This window comes from Gilliamella sp. wkB178, assembly GCF_001690705.1.
Taxonomy (GTDB): domain Bacteria; phylum Pseudomonadota; class Gammaproteobacteria; order Enterobacterales; family Orbaceae; genus Gilliamella; species Gilliamella apicola_K.
This window is the reverse complement of the sequence record NZ_LZGK01000001.1, coordinates 214,231-233,102: the sequence shown is the minus strand read 5'-3', so window position 1 is coordinate 233,102 and position 18,872 is coordinate 214,231. Positions and strand designations below refer to the sequence as shown.

Here is an 18,872-nt window from a genome sequence, read left to right as displayed (position 1 = left end):
TCATACACGCGGCATGGCTGCATCAGGGTTTCCCCCATTGTGCAATATTCCCCACTGCTGCCTCCCGTAGGAGTCTGGACCGTGTCTCAGTTCCAGTGTGGCTGGTCATCCTCTCAGACCAGCTAGAGATCGTCGCCTTGGTGAGCCTTTACCCCACCAACTAGCTAATCCCATATGGGTTCATCAAATGGCACATGGCCCGAAGGTCCCATGCTTTGGTTTCTCAACTTTATGAGGTATTAGCAGTCGTTTCCAACTGTTGTCCCTCGCCATTCGGCAGATCCCCATACATTACTCACCCGTCCGCCACTCGTCATCAAGTGCAAGCACTCATGTTACCGTTCGACTTGCATGTGTTAAGCCTGCCGCCAGCGTTCAATCTGAGCCATGATCAAACTCTTCAATTCAAAGTTTGATGCTCAATAACTGTCTCTGACATATTCAAATGAATCTTCAGTGTCACTTATCAAGACTTGATTTTTTTAAGTCCGTAGACTTTAATTTTTTCGTCTCGTAAGTGCCCACACAGATTGTCTGTTTCTTAATTTTTAAAGAGCTGACAGCTTCTTTTACTTTAACTTCCTTCAACCTCTCGGCTGATTCAGTTTGCTGTCTCAAGGGCTGCGTATACTACGCCACACCTTCTTATTCGTCAAGATCTTTTTTCTAAAATTTCGATCTTCTTCACTAACTCACCACTGTCTGATTACTCATGACTGCGTGTCAGTGGATGCGCATTATAGGGGCTTATAAATTTACTGCAAGGGTTTATTGCGTTTTTATTGCTGTTTGCGCTTTTTTTGTTCAAGGTGTTTGAAAAATAAACCAATTACCACTTTTTCCTTTAGTATTAATGTTATTTTCCTTTTAGAATTTGATTAGTTATTTCTATTCTCTTTTATCTTATTCGGTAAATCCGCTAAACTATCAATCACCCAATCAGCTTGTGCCAATGCTTCTTCAGTTACCGCATCACCAGTTTTTACTAACACCGTTTTTTTAACACCAGCTCTTTTGCCTGATAATAAATCTGATATTCTGTCTCCTACCATATAGGAATTAGCAATATCTATGTTTAACTCTTTGGCAGCAGTTTGAATCATACCAGGATTAGGTTTACGACATTCACAATTATCGGTCAAAGGATCATGAGGGCAATAATAAATACCATCTAAATCAACACCGCGATCTTGTAACGACCAATCCATCCATTCAGTTAAAGTATGAAACTGTTGTTCAGTAAATATATTTCGAGCAATACCTGATTGATTAGTCGTTATAACTAACATAAATCCCATTTTTTTTAGTTCCTGCATTGCGTCAATTACGCCATCAATAAAATGAAATTTATCGATTGTATGCACATAATTATAATCAATATTGATGGTGCCATCTCGATCTAAAAAAATTGCTGGTTTCATTTTTACCTCTTACTCTCCTTATTAATATAGGATAAAGATCCATTTTTAGTTAACATATATTAATTGACTTAGATGTCTAGACGTCTTAATATTCCTCTATTAAATTTTTTATTTTATATATTATGATACAATTACAGCATATTTCGAAAACATTTGAACATAATAAGACACCAATTTACGCTTTAAAAGACATCTCAATTGATGTTCCAAAAGGTAAAATATATGGTGTTATTGGTAAATCTGGAGCCGGAAAGAGTACACTGATTCGCTGTGTTAATCTATTAGAAAAACCAACCAGTGGTAAGATTTTTTTTGATAGCCAAGAGATTACTAATTTATCCAACAGGCAATTAATTAAAGTTCGCCGAAAAATAAGTATGATTTTTCAGCACTTCAATCTTCTGTCTTCACGTACCGTATTTGATAATATAGCCTTTCCACTTGAGCTTAATAAAACCCCTAAGGCTACAATTAAACAAAAAGTAAATGAACTTATTGCTTTAGTTGGTTTAACTGACAAAGCTAATGTCTATCCGGCTAATTTATCTGGTGGGCAAAAACAACGTGTTGCTATCGCTAGAGCATTAGCCAGTGACCCAAAAGTATTACTCTGTGATGAAGCAACCAGTGCCCTAGATCCTGAAACAACTCGTTCAATTTTAGCGTTATTAAAGGATATTAACCAAAAATTAGGGCTTACCATTTTATTAATTACGCATGAAATGGACGTCGTAAAACAAATCTGTGACCAAGTTGCGGTCATCAGTGATGGGCAATTAGTTGAACAAGCTTCTGTGGGTGAAATGTTCTCACACGCTGAAACCGATATTGCTCGACAATTTATTCAATCAACTTTACACCTCAACATTCCGGATGATTATTTAGAAAAATTATCACCTGATTATAAAGAGGGCCTTAATCCTTTAGTGCGTCTTGAGTTTACGGGGGTATCCGTTGATTTACCATTATTATCACAAATTGCTAAAGAGTTCGATATTGATAGCAACATTATCAGTGCACAAATGGATTATGCCGGCGGTGTTAAATTTGGATTAATGTTGGCTGAAATGAAAGGCAAACCGAAAAGTACCGCATCAGCGATACAATTTTTAGAAAAACATAATACTAAAGTAGAGGTGCTCGGTTATGCTTGATTTTTTACCTTCATTCAAACCATTTGAATCATTATTTCGATATTTAACCGAATTTCATTTTTGGGCTGATTTTGTTGCATTTTGTTCTTCATTTAATGGTTTTAATGAAGCTATGTTATTTAAAATGGCACAAGCTACAGATGAAACACTGTATATGGTTATTTTATCTGGTTTTTGGGGAACCGTCCTTGGACTACCCATAGGCATCTTATTATATACCACTCGCAAAGGACAAATATTAGAGTGTTACTCAGCCAATAGTATCATCTCATTTATTACCAATATATTTCGTTCAATACCTTTTATTATTTTAATAGTTTGGATTATTCCTTTTACTACTTTTTTAATAGGTACTTTTATTGGAAAACAAGCAGCCATTGTACCATTAAGTATTGGTGTAGCACCTTTGATTGCTCGTATGATTGAAAATGCATTGCTTGATGTACCTAAAGGCCTGATAGAAGCAGCTCGATCTATGGGAGCAACACCACTACAAATCATATATAAGGTTTTATTACCTGAATCATTACCCGTGATTGTTAATAGCATGACTATCACACTTATTACTTTAACCGGCTATATTGCAATGGCTGGTGCAGTTGGCGCTGGTGGATTAGGGCAACTGGCAATTCAATATGGTTATAATGGCTATAAGCCTGCTATAATGAATACAGTTTTAGTTATATTAATTGTTATTGTCTTTATAATTCAATTCATTGGCAATACTATCGTTAAACGCGTTACTCATCACTAATTTTGGAGAAACTTATGTCAATTAAAAAGCTAGCACTTGTTACCTCATTGGTGAGTGCATTTTTTTTAACTGGTTGTGACAATAATAAACAACCAGCAGCTACAGAGAATAAACCCGCAGAACCAGCTAAAGTAAGCACTATTAAAGTAGGAGTTATTTCAGGCCCGGAACAAGAAGTTGCGGAAGTGGCTAAACAACAAGCTAAAGATCTTTACAAACTAGATGTGGATCTAGTTATTTTCAATGATTATGTTACACCAAATCAAGCATTAAATGATGGTTTAATTGATGTTAATGCTTTTCAACATAAACCTTATTTAGACGAACAAATGAAAGAGCGTGGTTATAAATTAACCGTTGTCGGTAACTCATTTGTTTACCCAATTGCTAGCTATTCACACAAACTAAAACCTGTCGAAACAGTAGCCGATACAGAATCTGGAGTTAAAGTGACTTCACCACGTGGTGAAACTTTCTTTATACCAGCCAATGCAACGATAGCCATTCCAAATGATCCTACTAATTTAGGCCGAGCCTTACTTTTACTGGAACATGAAGGCATGATTACCGTTGATAAATCCAAAGGCTTATTGCCGACTGTCCTTGATATTACTAGCAATCCATATAACTATAAAATAGTAGAACTTGAAGCCCCAATGTTACCTCGTTCCTTGGATGACGCTCAAGTAGATCTCGCTATTATTAATAATGCTTTTGCTGGACAAGCAAATCTAACTCCTAGCAAAGATGGTATTTTTGTGGAAGATAAAGAATCACCATATGTTAATATTATCGTAGCGCGAGACGCAGATAAAGATAATGAAAATATCAAAAACTTTGTTAAAGCATACCAAACCGATGCCGTAGCCCAAAAGGCTGACCAAATTTTTAATGGTGGCGCTATTCGTGGTTGGTAACAATCTACAAATATATTAAGCTTGATAAATTCCGTCGGCGATAGCCGGCGGAAATAATAACTAGAATAAGTTGAATTATCCAAACTTTATATCAAAATAAGCATAATTAATAGCTAACTTAAACATCATGACTTATTCAATTAATCCTATCGGAATTATTCACTCTCCTTATAATGAAAAATTTGCTGTCCCCAGGCAGCCTAATTTAGTCCTGGCTGGACAAGGTGAACTACATTTACTACCACCATTTAACGATCCTAACTGTATAAAAGGCTTAGAACAATTTTCACACTTATGGCTATTATTTCAATTTCATCAAATTGATCCTAAAAAATGGCGACTGACCGTCCGTCCTCCTCGCTTGGGAGGCAATAAAACCTTAGGAGTATTCGCTACCAGATCACCCTTCAGACCGAATCATATTGGATTATCGGCGGTAGAGTTAAAAGATATTGTCCTTGAAAAGAAGCAAATAATTTTAAAATTAGGTAGCCTTGACTTAATCGATGGCACTCCAATTATTGATATCAAACCGTATCTTCCTTACTGTGATAGTTACCCTGAAGCAAATGCCGGGTATGCACAATCAGTTCCCGAACAAAAATTAACAGTTGAATTTTCAACCTCTGCACTAAACCAACTTGCTATATACCAAAATAAACACCCTCAATTAGCTGAATTAATAACTCAAGTTATTGCTCAGGATCCAAGACCAGCTTACAAACAAAGTAACCTTGATCAACAAACTTACGGTATTACTCTGTATCATTTTAATATTAAATGGCAAATAACTAATCAACAAGCAACAGTTATTGATATTGACGAAAATAAGATCTACTGAATTAATTTTTAATATAAATTATAACTATTTAGTATGACTAAAAATTATAACAAATTGATTATAAATGATATTTTACAGAGAAAATATAACAAAAAGTTTTGTAAAGTTTCTTTACAAATTTATTATCTAAACCATATAAAAAATGTTGGAAAAATACAATTATTTTGTTAGATTAACAGCGGAATTATTATTCCTATATTTCAATTTTACCACTATAGATATACGGATCTTAGTGGTATTTTTATTGACTAATATTAATGATAGTTTGTGTGTTGTTTGTTTTTTAACTCTGCAATATCAATCGCGTCGAATAAATAATGTTTACTGCAATAATCACAATGCATATCAATCTTGCCACCTTCTTCATTTAAGATCTGATCAATTTCCTCTGCAGATAATGTCATTAAACTATCTTCACAACGTTGACGAGAACAGATGCATTTAAAGGTAATTTGATGCGTTTCAAAAAGGCGAACTTGTTCTTGATTATATAAACGATAGAGAATCTCATCAGCAGGTAATTGAAACAGCTCACTACCAGTAATTGTTTCAGTCAATGTACTAAGATGTACAAACGATTCCTCGGTATTCTCATCATTTGGTAAAACTTGTAGTAAAATACCGGCAGCTATAGGCTTATTATTATGGACACCCGTTTTCACAAATAAGCGTGTAGGTAATTGCTCAGATTGCACAAAATAGTTTTCGATACACCCAATCAAAGTATCTTTTTCTAATCCAACAATACCTTGATAACGTTCACCATTTTTGGGTGTAATAGTAATTACAATATAACCATTACCAACCATATCTTTTAATGTCGCATTATCCGCAATTTCACCATTCACGCGAGCAACACCACGCAATTGTTGCTGGTTATTACCATTGACTACCGCAAGTTTAAGCGCCCCATCACCTTGCAACTGTACCGCTATATCTCCTTCAAACTTTAAAGTTGCTGTCAATAAACTAGTAACCACCAATAATTCACCTAGTAACTTTTGCACCGCAATAGGGTAATTATGATCATCTAAAATCGCCTGATAGGTATCTTCAAGCCGAGTAAGTTCCCCACGAATAGGATGATTATCAAATAAAAATCGATTTAAAGTATCCATTAATTATTATCACTTTGTTGTCGTTCATGTTTAAATTTAAGTAAATTACGCCGCTCTTTTTTATCTGGTTTACGATCAGGATGCGGCATAGTTAATGCGTTGAGTTTTCGTGCCTCAGCTATTTTTTCTCGTTTAGTAATACTCTCTTCGGTTTCTTGATAAAGTAATTGGGCTTCTATTGCTGGTCGGCGTTGTTCACTAATTGCTAAAATTTGAATTGTTTTAAGATCGGAACCCTGGCGAAGGGTTAAAATAGCGCCTACTTCAACAATTTTACTTGGTTTAGTCCGTTGCCCATTATAATGAACCTTACCACCATCCACCATTTCGCGAGCAAGAGATCGAGTCTTATAAAATCTTGCTGCCCATAACCATTTATCTAGCCTGATAGAATCCATTACTTCCTCAAGTGAGCTTATTCATACGTTGATTTGCCACTAAAATATATATATATTACCTAAAATGTCTTTGCAAATTATATAAGGACTTTTTGTGAAAAATCAATTTTATGGGGTAATGACATAATCATTACCATCAGCGGAAAAAGTACCGGAAAAACCAAATGGCACAATATCACCATGTAAATCAACAGAATAATTGATTGCTTTAGGCGGTTGTTTAATTAATTTCCATTCATTTAACAATGAACTTGTAATATTATAGGCAGTAAATTTCAAAGATAGAAATTCTGTTTTGGAAGGATTAATAAGTGCCGTTGATTCAACCATTCCACCATTAATTAAAGTACTAAAACTTAATAAAGACTGGCCCTGAGAATCAAAATTAACTGCCAAATCAGGATACTTAATATCTATTCTATTAATAGATCCTCTTTCAGCTTTAAAAAATAAAGTCCCTGCATATAATCCTAATTTTTTGTCTTGCACTAAAGTTACATCGGTACCAGAAATTTGAAAATTAACTAAAGTAAACGGATAATCAGGATAGGTTCTAATCAATATACTTGGCAAAACAGTTAGTTTATTAATTACAACTTGGTTAAATATATCCGGCAATATCACTGTTTCAAATTTTTCGGGGAGTTGATAATCCACATCAGAAAAAGTTAGCTGATCAAGTTTTAATTGATTATCTTGCCAAATTCCAGAAAAATTAAAGTTACCCCTACTCCAAGAGGCGATAGCTTTTTCAATGGTGAATATATTATTTTGTGATTTTAATTGTAATAATACTGATGAAAAGACCTCATTATGCCAAACCATTTTCTCAGCATCGAAAACTAGCGAACTTTGCCCTAAGTTCCATTGCTTATCATAAGCTATATTAGTCGCCTCAATATTCCCTTTTTCAATTGTTATTGAGGGTAACTGTATAGTGCTATCAAACATCGAAAATTGATGAATGGTGAACTTTGAAAAAATAGTAGGTAATTGCTCAATATCGTTATCGTCATTTAATTGAACATGAACATTATTAATTTTTAATTGGTCGATATCTAACCTATTGTCAGCTAAGATTTTTAATTTGCTAACAAAAAAACCATTATTAATATTACCGCCTAAATTAGTAATAGAAGTAACACCATCTTGATAGAATCCTTGAACTAACACCGACTTTATTGGGGTTTGATTAAACAATACTTGCTGTGAGGACAAATCAAATTGATACTTACCTTGTTTAGATAAAGCAAAAGGTTTAATTGCCCCATTAATTTGTTGAAAAGAAAACTTGTCTTTTTCATTATTGAGTGAAAGATTAACCGTAGAATCAACAAGATTTAACAAATTTGCCGAAATATCATACTTACGATTACCTGTATCATTAATCACACCATTAATAACGGTAATAGAATTAAAATGATGCAACTGCCAAATATTATCTTTATCTAGCCCAATAATTAATTTTGGTATAGTTGTTATTTCTTGTTCTTGATTTTTATCACTGATAACGACATCATCTAATACTAATTCATAAAAATTATTAACAGAATAATGTATCTTACCAATTGAGATTGAGTATGATGTTAATTTAGATAATTGCTGACTAACTAGTTGAGCGACAAATGAAGTTGATATCAATAAATATGATAGCAAAACCAAAACACTAACAACGGTTAATAAAGTAATTATGTAAAATCGTAATCGGCGCATAAATTAATTAAATTATTAAAGATTGGGTTACCTTAACTCATTATAATTAAAATAGCACCTTTTTTCAGCATAAATGATTTGTGGTTAAGTCAGTTTTACAGTTATTATATCGTTATAGACAATTATGTCTTTAATATAACAAATGGAATCGATTACTATCCCTTTCTTAAACAAGATGAGGGCAAGTTGTTTTTTATTTACGATAAATAAAACGGGAGCAAACAAAGATGCAACAAATCCCAATGACAGTGAGAGGGGCCGAATTATTACGCGCCGAACTCGAAGAATTAAAAAATGTCAAAAGACCCCAAATTACAGCAGCTATAGCCGAAGCTAGAGCGCATGGTGACTTAAAAGAAAATGCTGAATATCATGCAGCGCGAGAACAACAAGGTTTTTGTGAAGGTCGCATTCAAGAAATTGAAACTAAGTTATCGCAAGCACAAATTATTGATGTAACCAAAGTAAAAAATACCGGACGTATTATTTTTGGGGCAACGGTCACCGTCATCAATGTTGATACGGATGAAGAAACGACCTATCGAATTGTCGGCGATGATGAAGCTGATTACAAACAAAATTTAATTTCGGTTAATTCACCTATTGCCCGAGGTTTAATTGGTAAAGAAGATGGCGACACTGTACACATTAAAACGCCTGGTGGTGAGGTAGAATTTGATATAGTTAAAGTCGACTATATTTAAAGTTACAATTTGTATAATACCAAAAAACAGGGTTATCTGCCCTGTTTTTTTATAACTTTATTTTGGTAAAGTAATCTTCTTGTCTTCACTTGGTCTAAATATGGTAAAAATAGAACCAACTTGTTGTACTGACTCAGCTTTAGTTTCCCGAATAATCGCATCACAAATCAGTTTTTTAGTTTCGCGATCTTCTGCTGCTATTTTAATTTTGATTAGTTCATGAAAATTCAAAGCATTTTCAATTTCTGCTAACACCCCTTCGGTAAACCCATTAGCACCAATCATTACCACAGGTTTTAAATGATGAGCTTCACCTTTTAAAAATTGTTTTTGTCTATTAGATAAATTCATTAATTTTTTATCACATTAAGTTGTAATTCTGTTATTTTACCCTTATATATATGAGTAATCAATGAAGTGGCCACTTTAACCTTAAGGATTTATTAGTTGTGAGTAATAAAAAACGCTCGGCAAGCTCAACCCGTTGGCTTAATGAGCATTTTAAAGATCGCTTTGTACAGCAAGCACAAAAAAAAGGACTACGATCAAGAGCTTGGTTTAAACTAGAAGAAATACAAAAAACTGACAAATTATTTAAACCTGGCATTACCGTTGTTGATTTAGGCGCAGCACCTGGTGGGTGGTCACAATACGTTGCTTCACTTATTGGCAATAAAGGTCGCATTATTGCTTGTGACTTATTGCCAATGGATCCGATTGTTGGTGTGGATTTTTTGCAAGGTGATTTTCGCGATGAAGCGGTTTTAAAGGCGTTACTTGAACGTGTGGGTGACGAAAAAGTACAAGTAGTCATGTCTGACATGGCACCCAATATGAGTGGGCAACCGGCAGTAGATATTCCCAAAGCCATGTATCTGGTAGAACTGGCTTTGGATATGTGTAAAGATGTACTTGCTCCCAATGGCAATTTCATTGTGAAAGTGTTTCAAGGGGAAGGCTTTGAAGAATATCTCAAAGAGGTGCGTTCATTATTTAAAACTGTCAAAATTCGTAAACCAGAAGCCTCTCGAGCACGGTCGCGAGAAGTTTATATTGTAGCAATGGGGATGAAGTAGCCAGTTGCAGAATTTTGTAGTAACATTACTTAATATTTTTTAGTCGTAACTGTTAATTTTTATGAGAGGTTTTTCTTTTGAACGACATGGTAAAGAATCTACTGATCTGGGGAATTATCGCTGTAGTATTGATTGCTGTATTTAACCAATTTAGTTCAATATCTAACAGTGGACCTCAAGTCAATTATACCCAATTTAATTCAGACATCGCTAGTGGTAAACTCCAAGAAGTTCGTATTAATGGGCGTGAAATTGTTGCCACCACCAAAAGTAATAGTAGCTACGTTACCTACATCCCTTATTTTGATGATAAATTGATGGATGATTTAGTGGTAAACAAAGTTGCTGTTTATGGTAGCCCAGATGAAAAACCAAGTTTACTGACTAGTATATTGATTTCTTGGTTTCCAATTATTTTATTAATTGGTTTTTGGATTTTTATGATGCGCCAAATGCAAGGTGGTGGCAAAGGTGGGCCAATGTCAGTTGGTAAAAGCAAAGCTCGCATGTTAACCCCTGATCAAGTTAAAACCAAATTTGCTGATGTTGCCGGCAGTGAAGAAGCCAAACAAGAAGTTACTGAAGTAGTAGATTTTTTACGTGACCCTGGCAAATACCAAAAACTCGGTGGTCGCATTCCGAAAGGTATTTTGATGGTAGGACCTCCGGGTACTGGTAAAACCTTACTCGCAAGGGCCATAGCTGGTGAAGCTAATGTACCTTTTTTTAGTATTTCTGGTTCTGACTTTGTAGAAATGTTTGTTGGTGTAGGTGCCTCACGCGTACGTGATTTATTCGAACAAGCTCGTAAACATTCACCTTGTATTATCTTTATTGATGAAATTGATGCCGTTGGCCGTAAACGTGGTGCTGGTTCAATGGGTGGTCATGACGAACGCGAACAAACTCTTAACCAAATGCTTGTTGAAATGGATGGTTTTGAAGCTAATAGTGGTATTATCATTATTGCGGCAACTAACCGTGTTGATATTTTAGACCCAGCTTTACTTCGCCCAGGTCGTTTTGATCGCCAAGTACAAATCGGTTTACCAGACATGAAAGGCCGTGAACAAATTCTGGCGGTACATGTTCGTAAAGTTCCGCTAGCTTCTGATGTAGATCTATCTGTGTTAGCTCGTGGTACACCAGGTTATTCAGGTGCTGAATTAGCTAATTTAGTTAATGAAGCGGCCTTATTTGCTGCTCGTCGCAATAAACGCCTAGTGACCATGGATGAATTTGAAGAAGCCAAAGATAAAATTAATATGGGTACCGAACGCCGTTCATTAACCATGACTCAAGAACAGCTTATTTCAACCGCTTATCACGAAGCCGGTCATGCAATTATTGGTTACTTAATGCCAGACCATGATCCTATTCACAAAGTAACTATTATTCCTCGTGGTCGAGCTTTGGGGGTGACTTTCTTCTTACCTGAAGGTGATCGTGTTAGTGAAAGCCGTGAAAAACTTGAAGGCGACATCGCTACTCTATATGGTGGTAGACTTGCTGAAGAATTGATTTATGGCATTGATAAAGTCTCAACCGGTGCTTCTAACGACATAAAAGTAGCAACCCAATATGCCAGAGCCATGGTCACTCAGTGGGGCTTTTCTGATCGTTTAGGACCTTTGTTCTATGAAATGGATGATAATTCTGCTTATGGTCGTCCTAAAGATATCTCGGATGAAACGGCCCGTATCATCGATGAAGAAGTTAAACTCATTATTGATCGTAACTTTGAAAGAGCGCGCAAAATATTAACTGAAAATATGGATGTGCTCCATGCAATGAAAGATGCACTGATGAAATATGAAACTATCGGTTCTAAACAAGTTGCTGATTTACTTGCTCGTAGACCAATTAGTGCACCAGATGATTGGACTGAAAATGACGAAAAAGCAGCCAAGGAAATTCCTAACGAAGGCAGTAACACACCGCCTGAATCGGAAAATTAATTTCCTTATTGATTAAAAACAACGCGCTCCGGCGCGTTTTTTGTCGGTAACAATTAGTTGATTTAATCAATAAACTTATAATGATAAAAGCTACACTACTACAACCATAATACTCTGGTGTTAGTTTCTAATGAAACTTAATTAAATCTAACATTAAACATCTGCATAAATAAGGCAACAAATTATGGAAATTCGTTTTCAAAATCAGGTGATGGATCTATCTTTTCCTCAAGTAATGGGTATTGTTAATATGACGCCGGATTCATTTTCTGATGGTGGCGATTATAATAATCTTGATGCTGCCATGCGGCGAGTGGATAGTATGATTCAAGCGGGCGCAACATTTATCGATGTTGGGGGCGAATCAACTCGCCCGGGAGCCGCCGAAGTTCCCGTGGATGAAGAACTTAATCGCGTTATTCCTCTGGTTGAAAAAATAGCCCGTTACTTTGATGTCTGGATATCCGTTGATACTTCTAAACCGCAAGTCATTAGCGAAGCAGCTAAAGCTGGGGCACATTTAATTAATGACATCCGAGCATTGACCGAACCAGGCGCACTTGAGGCCGCAGCAAACACAGGCTTACCCGTGTGTATTATGCACATGCAAGGGGATCCTAAAACCATGCAAAATGCACCCCACTATCAGCAAGATATCTATCAAGAAGTCGACCAATTTTTTGCCCAACATATTAACCGTTGCATGCATGCTGGAATTGATCGGGAAAAAATCATACTCGATCCCGGTTTTGGGTTTGGTAAAACCCTAGCTCATAACTATCGCTTACTAGCAACCTTAGAGCGATTCCAGCATTTTAATTTACCATTGTTGGTAGGTATGTCGAGAAAATCGATGATTGGACAAGTACTAAATGTACCACCTCAAGAACGTATGCTTGGTAGTGTTTCTTGTGCGGTCATTGCCGCTATGAAAGGCGCTCACATTATCCGCGTGCATGATGTTAAAGAAACCTTTGACGCTCTTAGGATTGTACAAGCAACACTCGCTGAGCAAGACTAACCATATTTTTTTTAGGCTATTTGATTATGAAGCTACGATCATTAGCCTAAATAGTTTTGGTATTAACTAATTGGCAATTTTGTCAAGATGTTTCCTGAGAACCATACGTTTCAGTATAAAATTACGGGCTAAAATCTGGTAATAGTGATATAACCATTGTGACTGGATAATTTATTAACTTTTAGGAAAAAAATATACCAACGAAGATTAAGCAACCGACTAAATTATTATTCATAAACGCATTAAAACATCGGTTTCTGTCACGATCTTTAATAAGCCATTGTTGATAAATAAACAGTAACGAAGCAATCAGTAATCCAAGGTAATAAATGATAGCTAAATGATTATTGAGACCAATAATTATCAAACAACTTACAGCTATTAGCTGTAGAATGCCAATGATTAACTTATCATGATGACCAAACAAAATGGCAGTTGATTTAATTCCGATTTTTAAATCATCATCTCGGTCGACCATTGCGTACTCCGTATCATAAGCCACTGTCCAACAAATATTCGCCAAACAGAGTAACCAACAGGTTAATGGAAATTGCTCAATGGTTGCCGCATACACCATGGGAATGCCCCAACTAAAAGCAATACCTAAAGTAATTTGCGGTAAATGGGTATAGCGTTTCATAAAGGGATAAATTAATGCAGTCAATAACGCCAAACCAGCAATAAACCATGACAATTGATTTAAAGTGAGTAATAACAGCAGTGCGATAACTAATAAAACCAACAAAGTCCATAAAGCATTTTGGGGGCTTAGAGCACCACGAGCTAATGGGCGATTTTTGGTGCGCTCGACATAGCCGTCGAAATGGCGGTCGGCATAATCATTAATCACACAACCAGCCGAACGCATTACTACCACGCCTAACACAAACACCAGCGTAATATATACCGAAGGATGGCCTGCAAGCCAAATTGCCCAGAGAGTTGGCCAAAGTAACAGTAATGTGCCAATTGGCCTATCCAAGCGCATTAATTGTAAATAAGCTCGCATTAATCCTCTTCATCCTAATAAATCATAAACAAATTATACCGATTAGCGTGTAAGCTGCAATGTCACTCTATGCTAGTTATACAAACTCGATCAAGTGGTTGGCAATAACATTAAATATTGTTCGGCAATTACCGCTAGGGAGCGATAAAAGCTGCTCACATCATTATGCTTAAGTCGATGCAAATAGAGCGCAGACCAAGTCAGTAAGTGATCGGTAATTAATTGTTGTGCCACTTCAGGTTTGTTATTTTCAAGTAGAATAGCAAAAGCCATCAACATTAAACCAAACTGATCTTCAGGTTCATTCATGCCACTAGTGAGTTTAAGGCCTTGCTGTTGTAAAAATTCACGGTAACGTTCCTGTGACTCACCCATCAATAAATGTTCTTCGTCAAGGTACACCGATCCCCAAGGAGGGGTTGGCATGCTGCCTTGCCCTTCAAATAAGACGGAGTATTGATAATCAAGTTCGGGATTGGTTACTTCATCAGCTAATATTTGGCATTGCTCACTAATAAGCGAACCATTTTGCCATTCGGTCAACTGATCAATATGTAACAAAGCAGTAATTAACGGCTTTACCTCTTGACCATTAGGTGGATAGTAAAAAAAAGCACCTAGTAATTTAGCCAATGTAGCACAGGTTGTAATATCCAAACGCACGATCCCTTGATAGTTAATTCATATAGCCATAATTATTTATCATGATTATAAAGGAATTGTCCATAAATTATAAAATGCTATGCGAGCGCAAATTTCACCGACTAAAACACTAACAAAAGCTAGCAAATAAATAATGTTGTTTTTTGGCGTGCGCCAATTATTAAGCGCGACTAAAACTAGTGCCAGCACTAATAAACCACACTCAGCAAGCAACCAAGAATGCTGCTCGGCCGCAAGTTGTGGCGATATGGTTGTCATCAAATTAACATATGGAATCTTTAATAATAAAATTAGTACGCAACTAATCACAAAGACTAAACTACCAATACGATACAACCCCAATAGTGCCACCGCAATACTACCTAATGCCAGCATCGCTGTATACATTTGAATTGCGGTGTAAACCGTGTTCCATGTTTTCACTGTTGGTAACATATAGGTTAACACAATGGTCCACACAAAAACTAAACTCAAAATAACTAGCAAAATTGCCAGCATTTTGGCTAAATGGGGAATTTGATTAATTCGTTGACACAGTGATTTAATCCAGACAAATTTATTACCCTTATCTTCATCGGCAAAATAGCTTAATAAAACACTCGCTAAAGTCACCCCAAACAAGCAACCAAAAGTAAAAATTTCATTACTCATTGGTGATCGGCCAATACCGAAAATAACATTTAAAGCGCGTAATGGCTGCCCTAAATGGAACGAGGCCATAATCATGCCTGTTGCCATAAAAACTAACGCCACAAGATTAATTTTCTCAATCTTGCGAGTGTTATTTGCGGATGATTGGCATAAATAACTTAAGCTACCTAGCAACACCATCCCTGCGGCTAATTGCCCCAATACCGTAAAAAATACCAATGGAAGTTCATGCATAATTATACCTCCTCTGGATTAAGAACTTTGCCCTGAGTATCACCAGAGGGTTTAGCTTGTGGGTGAGGCTTAATGACAATATTGGGTTTAGTCAACTGTGAATTTGGTAATGGCGCAATATTACATTCAGCGCCATAACGCTGACGCAGCTTGTCTATTTCATCAAAATCTAATGCTCGTTGTGGACAAGACTCGACACATACTGGTTTTAAACCTTCGGCAACCCGGGCAAAGCAGCCATCACATTTCGACATTACCCGTTTTTGAGGATCAAATTGTGGGGCGCCATAAGGGCAACGCATTTCACAATAACGGCAACCAATACAAACATCTTGGTTAACAACCACTAAACCGTCTTGCTCACGTTTGTGCATGGCACCAGTCGGGCAACCTTGCACACAAGTAGGCTCAGAACAGTGATTGCAGGCAATAGATAAGTAATAAGTAAAAATATTATTTTGCCAAAAGCCATCAATTTGCTGCCAAGTTCCACCACCATATTCATAAACTCGGCGGAAATGAATACCTAAAGGGTTATCTTTTTCATCTTTGCAACTAAGTTGACAGGTTTTGCAGCCGGTACATTTTGAGGAATCAATATAGAATCCATATTGCATTGTTATTATCTCCTCTTCCGTTATAATGCCGTTGGCACAGTAGATAACGGTTTGATTTCCACTAAATTGGTATGCTGTGGATTCGATTTAGCCAATACACTAGGTCTTAATGAGGTTAAGCGATTAATACAACCACCAATATCAATACCGGCGGCATTAGTCTTTGCCCACATGCCTTGTGGAATCGCAATCACTCCCGGCAATATACGTGGTGTTACTTTAGCCGGAATGTAAAGTCGGCCACGATCGTTATAAACTTCAACTAGCTGACCATGTTTAATGTGCCGTTGCTCGGCATCCAATGGATTAATCCAAATACTATCAGCGACTGCTTCGCGCAATTGCGGTAAATTACAATAGGTTGAATGACAATGCCCTTTAATATGAAAACCAATAAGCTGTAGTGGGTACTTTGCCCTTTTTGGCTTATCTTCACTGCCTTCAACTGCTGGTAAATAAGCAGGAATTGGGTAGAGTTGGTCGTCTTCATCCAGTTCCCATTCATTAGCAATTTTAGCCAATGCTTCTGAATAGATTTCAATTTTACCGGATGGTGTGTTTAATGGATTGTTAATCGGGTCATCTCTAAACGCTTTTAAACCAATTTGCGCATCACTATTAGCCAATTTACGATCGATAACGCCCATGCCATCTGTTTGCGCAAATGGTGGTAAATTTGGTTCTTGTCTTCGTAGTTTTTCGTAGCAATATTCGATCCACTCGTCTTGACTCCGTCCTTCGGTAAATTTATCTTTTACTCCAAATTTTGCAGATAATTCGGTGAGCACATCATAAGAAGATCGATTTTCCCAAAGTGGCTTAATTGCTCGTTGCATACGAATAAGATAATTATACGCACCCGAAGCATAAGAATTATTAATTAGATCATTACTTTCGACTGATGACACATCTGGTAATAGTAAATCAGCATATCTTGCTGAAGCAGTCATATGCGTATCCCAAACTAAAATAAATTCACATTTAGATTCATCTTGTAAAATTTGGTGAGTTCGATTGAGATCAGAATGTTGATTGCCAATAACATTACCAGCATAATTCCAAATAAATTTGATACCTACGTCCAACTTATCTTTACCTTTTAGATAAGAGTTCTTAGCGGTCATATTAGGTCCATCTTCAATTGCCTTCGTCCATAAGAAGAAAGAAATACTAGTTTTTATTGGATTAGGAATAGCCAAACCAGGAACAGGATAAGTCACACTACCACCCCAAGTACCAATATTAGTGCCAGGTTTACCAAATTGCCCTGTCATAATCGGTAAAATCATAATTGCTCGGGCAGTATGTTCACCATTTTGCCAACGCTGTACGCCATAACCTTGTGAAATCCACGCTGCTTTAGCATTAACAATATCTAACGCTAGTTTACGGATTTGTGAGGCCGGGATGCCTGTTCTTTGTGCAGCCCATTCTGGGGTTTTCGGTGTTCTATCATCACCTAATCCTAAAATATACGATTTATAATCACTAAAAGGTGGTGCACTATCAGGTAAAGAATCCGCATTCCAACCGACACAATATTTATTCAACATGGCATCATCAATTCGATCTTCTTCAAGTAAGGCATAGCCAATTGCAGCAACTAAAGCTGCATCAGTACCCGGAATAATTGGGATCCACTCAGCATTATAGGCCACTACACTTTCACTGCGACGCGGATCGATAATAATGACTCGAGCTTTACTTTGTTCCAACGCATGAAAAAGCTCTGTCACTTGGCCACCACCAGACATTCGTGTTTCAGCAACATTATGCCCAAACATCACCACCAGATCAGAGTGCTTAATCTGATCGATCAATGATTCTTTGGCAGTACCATAAATAAATGGCCGAATAGCTGAAATTTGACCACTTGAATAGGTACCATGAGAATCCAAAAATCCACCAATAGAACTTAAAAAACGCTTACAAGCATTACGCCCCGGAATATTTGCGCCGGTAGTGCCAGAAGCATATTGATAGTAAATCGCCTCATTCCCATAGTTATTAATAGTATATTTGAGTTTATCAGCCAACAAATTAATTGCTTCATCCCAAGAAATGCGTTTAAATTTACCTTCACCGCGTTTACCAATGCGCACCATTGGGTATTTTAAACGGTCAGGATCGTAAGTTCGCCAACGCACTGATCTTCCACGAATACAAGGACGGATTTGATGTTGACCAAATATAGGTTCATCAATGCCGTCTTCTGAGGATATTTTGGTAATTATATTGTTTTTAACATGGACTTTCAGGGGGCAACGGCTGCCACAATTGACCAAACAAGCACTATAAAAAATCTGTTCTTCATTGGTAGGATTTGGAATGGCATCGGCAGCATTATTATTAGATTCCGCATAAGCAAACGGCAAGTGTAAATTACTGGTTAAGGCAGCAACCCCACTAATAGCCATCGTTTTTTGTAAAAAATCACGCCGCGTTATTTTATTTTCTGACTTGCTCATCTTATTCCCTTAATTTTTGTATGGGATTTATGCATAATGATAATACTATAAAAGCAATAAACAAACCCAAAATCCATAAAAACTACCGTTAACATAATTATAAATTTAAATTCATGCATCTTGACGAAAGATTGCTATAATAAGCCCATTTATTT

General features: G+C 36.6%; 18 protein-coding genes and 1 rRNA gene. 8 read left to right on the top strand and 11 right to left on the bottom strand.

The annotated features are described in order from the left end of the window. Positions 1–407 (bottom strand): 16S ribosomal RNA (locus A9G13_RS01075); the annotation flags it as partial. A gap of 471 nt (positions 408–878) precedes the next feature. Then, entirely contained in the window at positions 879–1,421 is a 543-nt protein-coding gene (gmhB, locus tag A9G13_RS01070; protein WP_065555779.1) for a D-glycero-beta-D-manno-heptose 1,7-bisphosphate 7-phosphatase, read from the bottom strand. A 122-nt stretch (positions 1,422–1,543) separates the two neighbouring features. On the opposite strand from gmhB, the gene metN reads away from it, so the two are divergent. From metN to tsaA, 4 genes are all read left to right on the top strand, one after another. Beyond that, the gene (gene metN, locus A9G13_RS01065) at positions 1,544–2,575 is read left to right on the top strand and encodes a methionine ABC transporter ATP-binding protein MetN (RefSeq protein ID WP_065555778.1); all 1,032 of its coding nucleotides are present in this window, start codon (positions 1,544–1,546) and stop codon (positions 2,573–2,575) included. Between the two features lie 112 nt (positions 2,576–2,687). After that, complete coding sequence (locus tag A9G13_RS01060; RefSeq protein WP_065555795.1) at positions 2,688–3,329, top strand: methionine ABC transporter permease; 642 nt, start codon at positions 2,688–2,690, stop codon at positions 3,327–3,329. Positions 3,330–3,343: 14 nt separating this feature from the next. Continuing rightward, positions 3,344–4,246: a methionine ABC transporter substrate-binding lipoprotein MetQ gene (metQ, locus tag A9G13_RS01055; protein WP_065555777.1), complete on the top strand. Its 903-nt coding sequence runs from the start codon at positions 3,344–3,346 to the stop codon at positions 4,244–4,246. Positions 4,247–4,370: 124 nt separating this feature from the next. Beyond that, positions 4,371–5,087 carry a tRNA (N6-threonylcarbamoyladenosine(37)-N6)-methyltransferase TrmO gene (tsaA, locus tag A9G13_RS01050; RefSeq protein ID WP_065555776.1) on the top strand — a complete coding sequence of 239 codons (717 nt, stop codon included), beginning with the start codon at positions 4,371–4,373 and terminating at the stop codon, positions 5,085–5,087. A gap of 254 nt (positions 5,088–5,341) precedes the next feature. Here tsaA and hslO read toward each other — a convergent pair whose 3' ends face one another. The 3 genes from hslO to A9G13_RS01035 form a co-directional block, all read right to left on the bottom strand. Further along, a complete protein-coding gene (gene hslO / locus A9G13_RS01045) occupies positions 5,342–6,205 on the bottom strand; it encodes an Hsp33 family molecular chaperone HslO (protein WP_065555775.1) in 864 nt (287 codons plus the stop codon). After that, complete coding sequence (gene hslR, locus A9G13_RS01040) at positions 6,205–6,603, bottom strand: ribosome-associated heat shock protein Hsp15 (RefSeq protein ID WP_065555774.1); 399 nt, start codon at positions 6,601–6,603, stop codon at positions 6,205–6,207. The genes hslO and hslR overlap by 1 nt, the downstream gene beginning before the upstream one ends. A gap of 108 nt (positions 6,604–6,711) precedes the next feature. Beyond that, on the bottom strand, positions 6,712–8,265 hold the full coding sequence (locus A9G13_RS01035) for a hypothetical protein (protein WP_141670833.1): 1,554 nt from the start codon (positions 8,263–8,265) through the stop codon (positions 6,712–6,714). A 278-nt stretch (positions 8,266–8,543) separates the two neighbouring features. Between A9G13_RS01035 and greA the strand changes: the two genes are divergently transcribed. After that, the gene (gene greA / locus A9G13_RS01030) at positions 8,544–9,020 is read left to right on the top strand and encodes a transcription elongation factor GreA (RefSeq protein ID WP_065555772.1); all 477 of its coding nucleotides are present in this window, start codon (positions 8,544–8,546) and stop codon (positions 9,018–9,020) included. A gap of 57 nt (positions 9,021–9,077) precedes the next feature. Here greA and yhbY read toward each other — a convergent pair whose 3' ends face one another. Further along, positions 9,078–9,371, bottom strand: a complete 294-nt coding sequence (gene yhbY / locus A9G13_RS01025; protein WP_065555771.1) for a ribosome assembly RNA-binding protein YhbY — start codon at positions 9,369–9,371, stop codon at positions 9,078–9,080. Between the two features lie 98 nt (positions 9,372–9,469). Here yhbY and rlmE point away from each other — a divergent pair, with 98 nt between their 5' ends. The 3 genes from rlmE (at position 9,470) to folP (ending at position 13,075) form a co-directional block, all read left to right on the top strand. After that, on the top strand, positions 9,470–10,096 hold the full coding sequence (gene rlmE / locus A9G13_RS01020) for a 23S rRNA (uridine(2552)-2'-O)-methyltransferase RlmE (protein WP_065555770.1): 627 nt from the start codon (positions 9,470–9,472) through the stop codon (positions 10,094–10,096). Positions 10,097–10,173: 77 nt separating this feature from the next. Beyond that, on the top strand, positions 10,174–12,054 hold the full coding sequence (gene ftsH, locus A9G13_RS01015) for an ATP-dependent zinc metalloprotease FtsH (protein WP_081301113.1): 1,881 nt from the start codon (positions 10,174–10,176) through the stop codon (positions 12,052–12,054). A gap of 184 nt (positions 12,055–12,238) precedes the next feature. Continuing rightward, entirely contained in the window at positions 12,239–13,075 is an 837-nt protein-coding gene (gene folP, locus A9G13_RS01010; protein WP_065555769.1) for a dihydropteroate synthase, read from the top strand. 181 nt (positions 13,076–13,256) lie between these two features. Here the strand turns inward: folP and ubiA are convergent, their stop codons facing one another. The 5 genes from ubiA to A9G13_RS00985 all read right to left on the bottom strand — a co-directional run bounded on the left by ubiA (position 13,257) and on the right by A9G13_RS00985 (position 18,717). Next, positions 13,257–14,084 (bottom strand): 4-hydroxybenzoate octaprenyltransferase, encoded by an 828-nt coding sequence (gene ubiA, locus A9G13_RS01005; RefSeq protein WP_065555768.1) that lies wholly within the window; start codon positions 14,082–14,084, stop codon positions 13,257–13,259. A gap of 90 nt (positions 14,085–14,174) precedes the next feature. Next, entirely contained in the window at positions 14,175–14,741 is a 567-nt protein-coding gene (locus tag A9G13_RS01000; protein ID WP_176701931.1) for a TorD/DmsD family molecular chaperone, read from the bottom strand. Positions 14,742–14,792: 51 nt separating this feature from the next. Beyond that, a complete protein-coding gene (locus A9G13_RS00995; protein WP_065555767.1) occupies positions 14,793–15,632 on the bottom strand; it encodes a dimethyl sulfoxide reductase anchor subunit family protein in 840 nt (279 codons plus the stop codon). Between the two features lie 2 nt (positions 15,633–15,634). Further along, complete coding sequence (locus A9G13_RS00990) at positions 15,635–16,249, bottom strand: DMSO/selenate family reductase complex B subunit (protein ID WP_065555766.1); 615 nt, start codon at positions 16,247–16,249, stop codon at positions 15,635–15,637. Positions 16,250–16,269: 20 nt separating this feature from the next. Then, complete coding sequence (locus A9G13_RS00985; protein ID WP_065555765.1) at positions 16,270–18,717, bottom strand: DMSO/selenate family reductase complex A subunit; 2,448 nt, start codon at positions 18,715–18,717, stop codon at positions 16,270–16,272. Between the last annotated feature and the right edge of the window lie 155 nt (positions 18,718–18,872).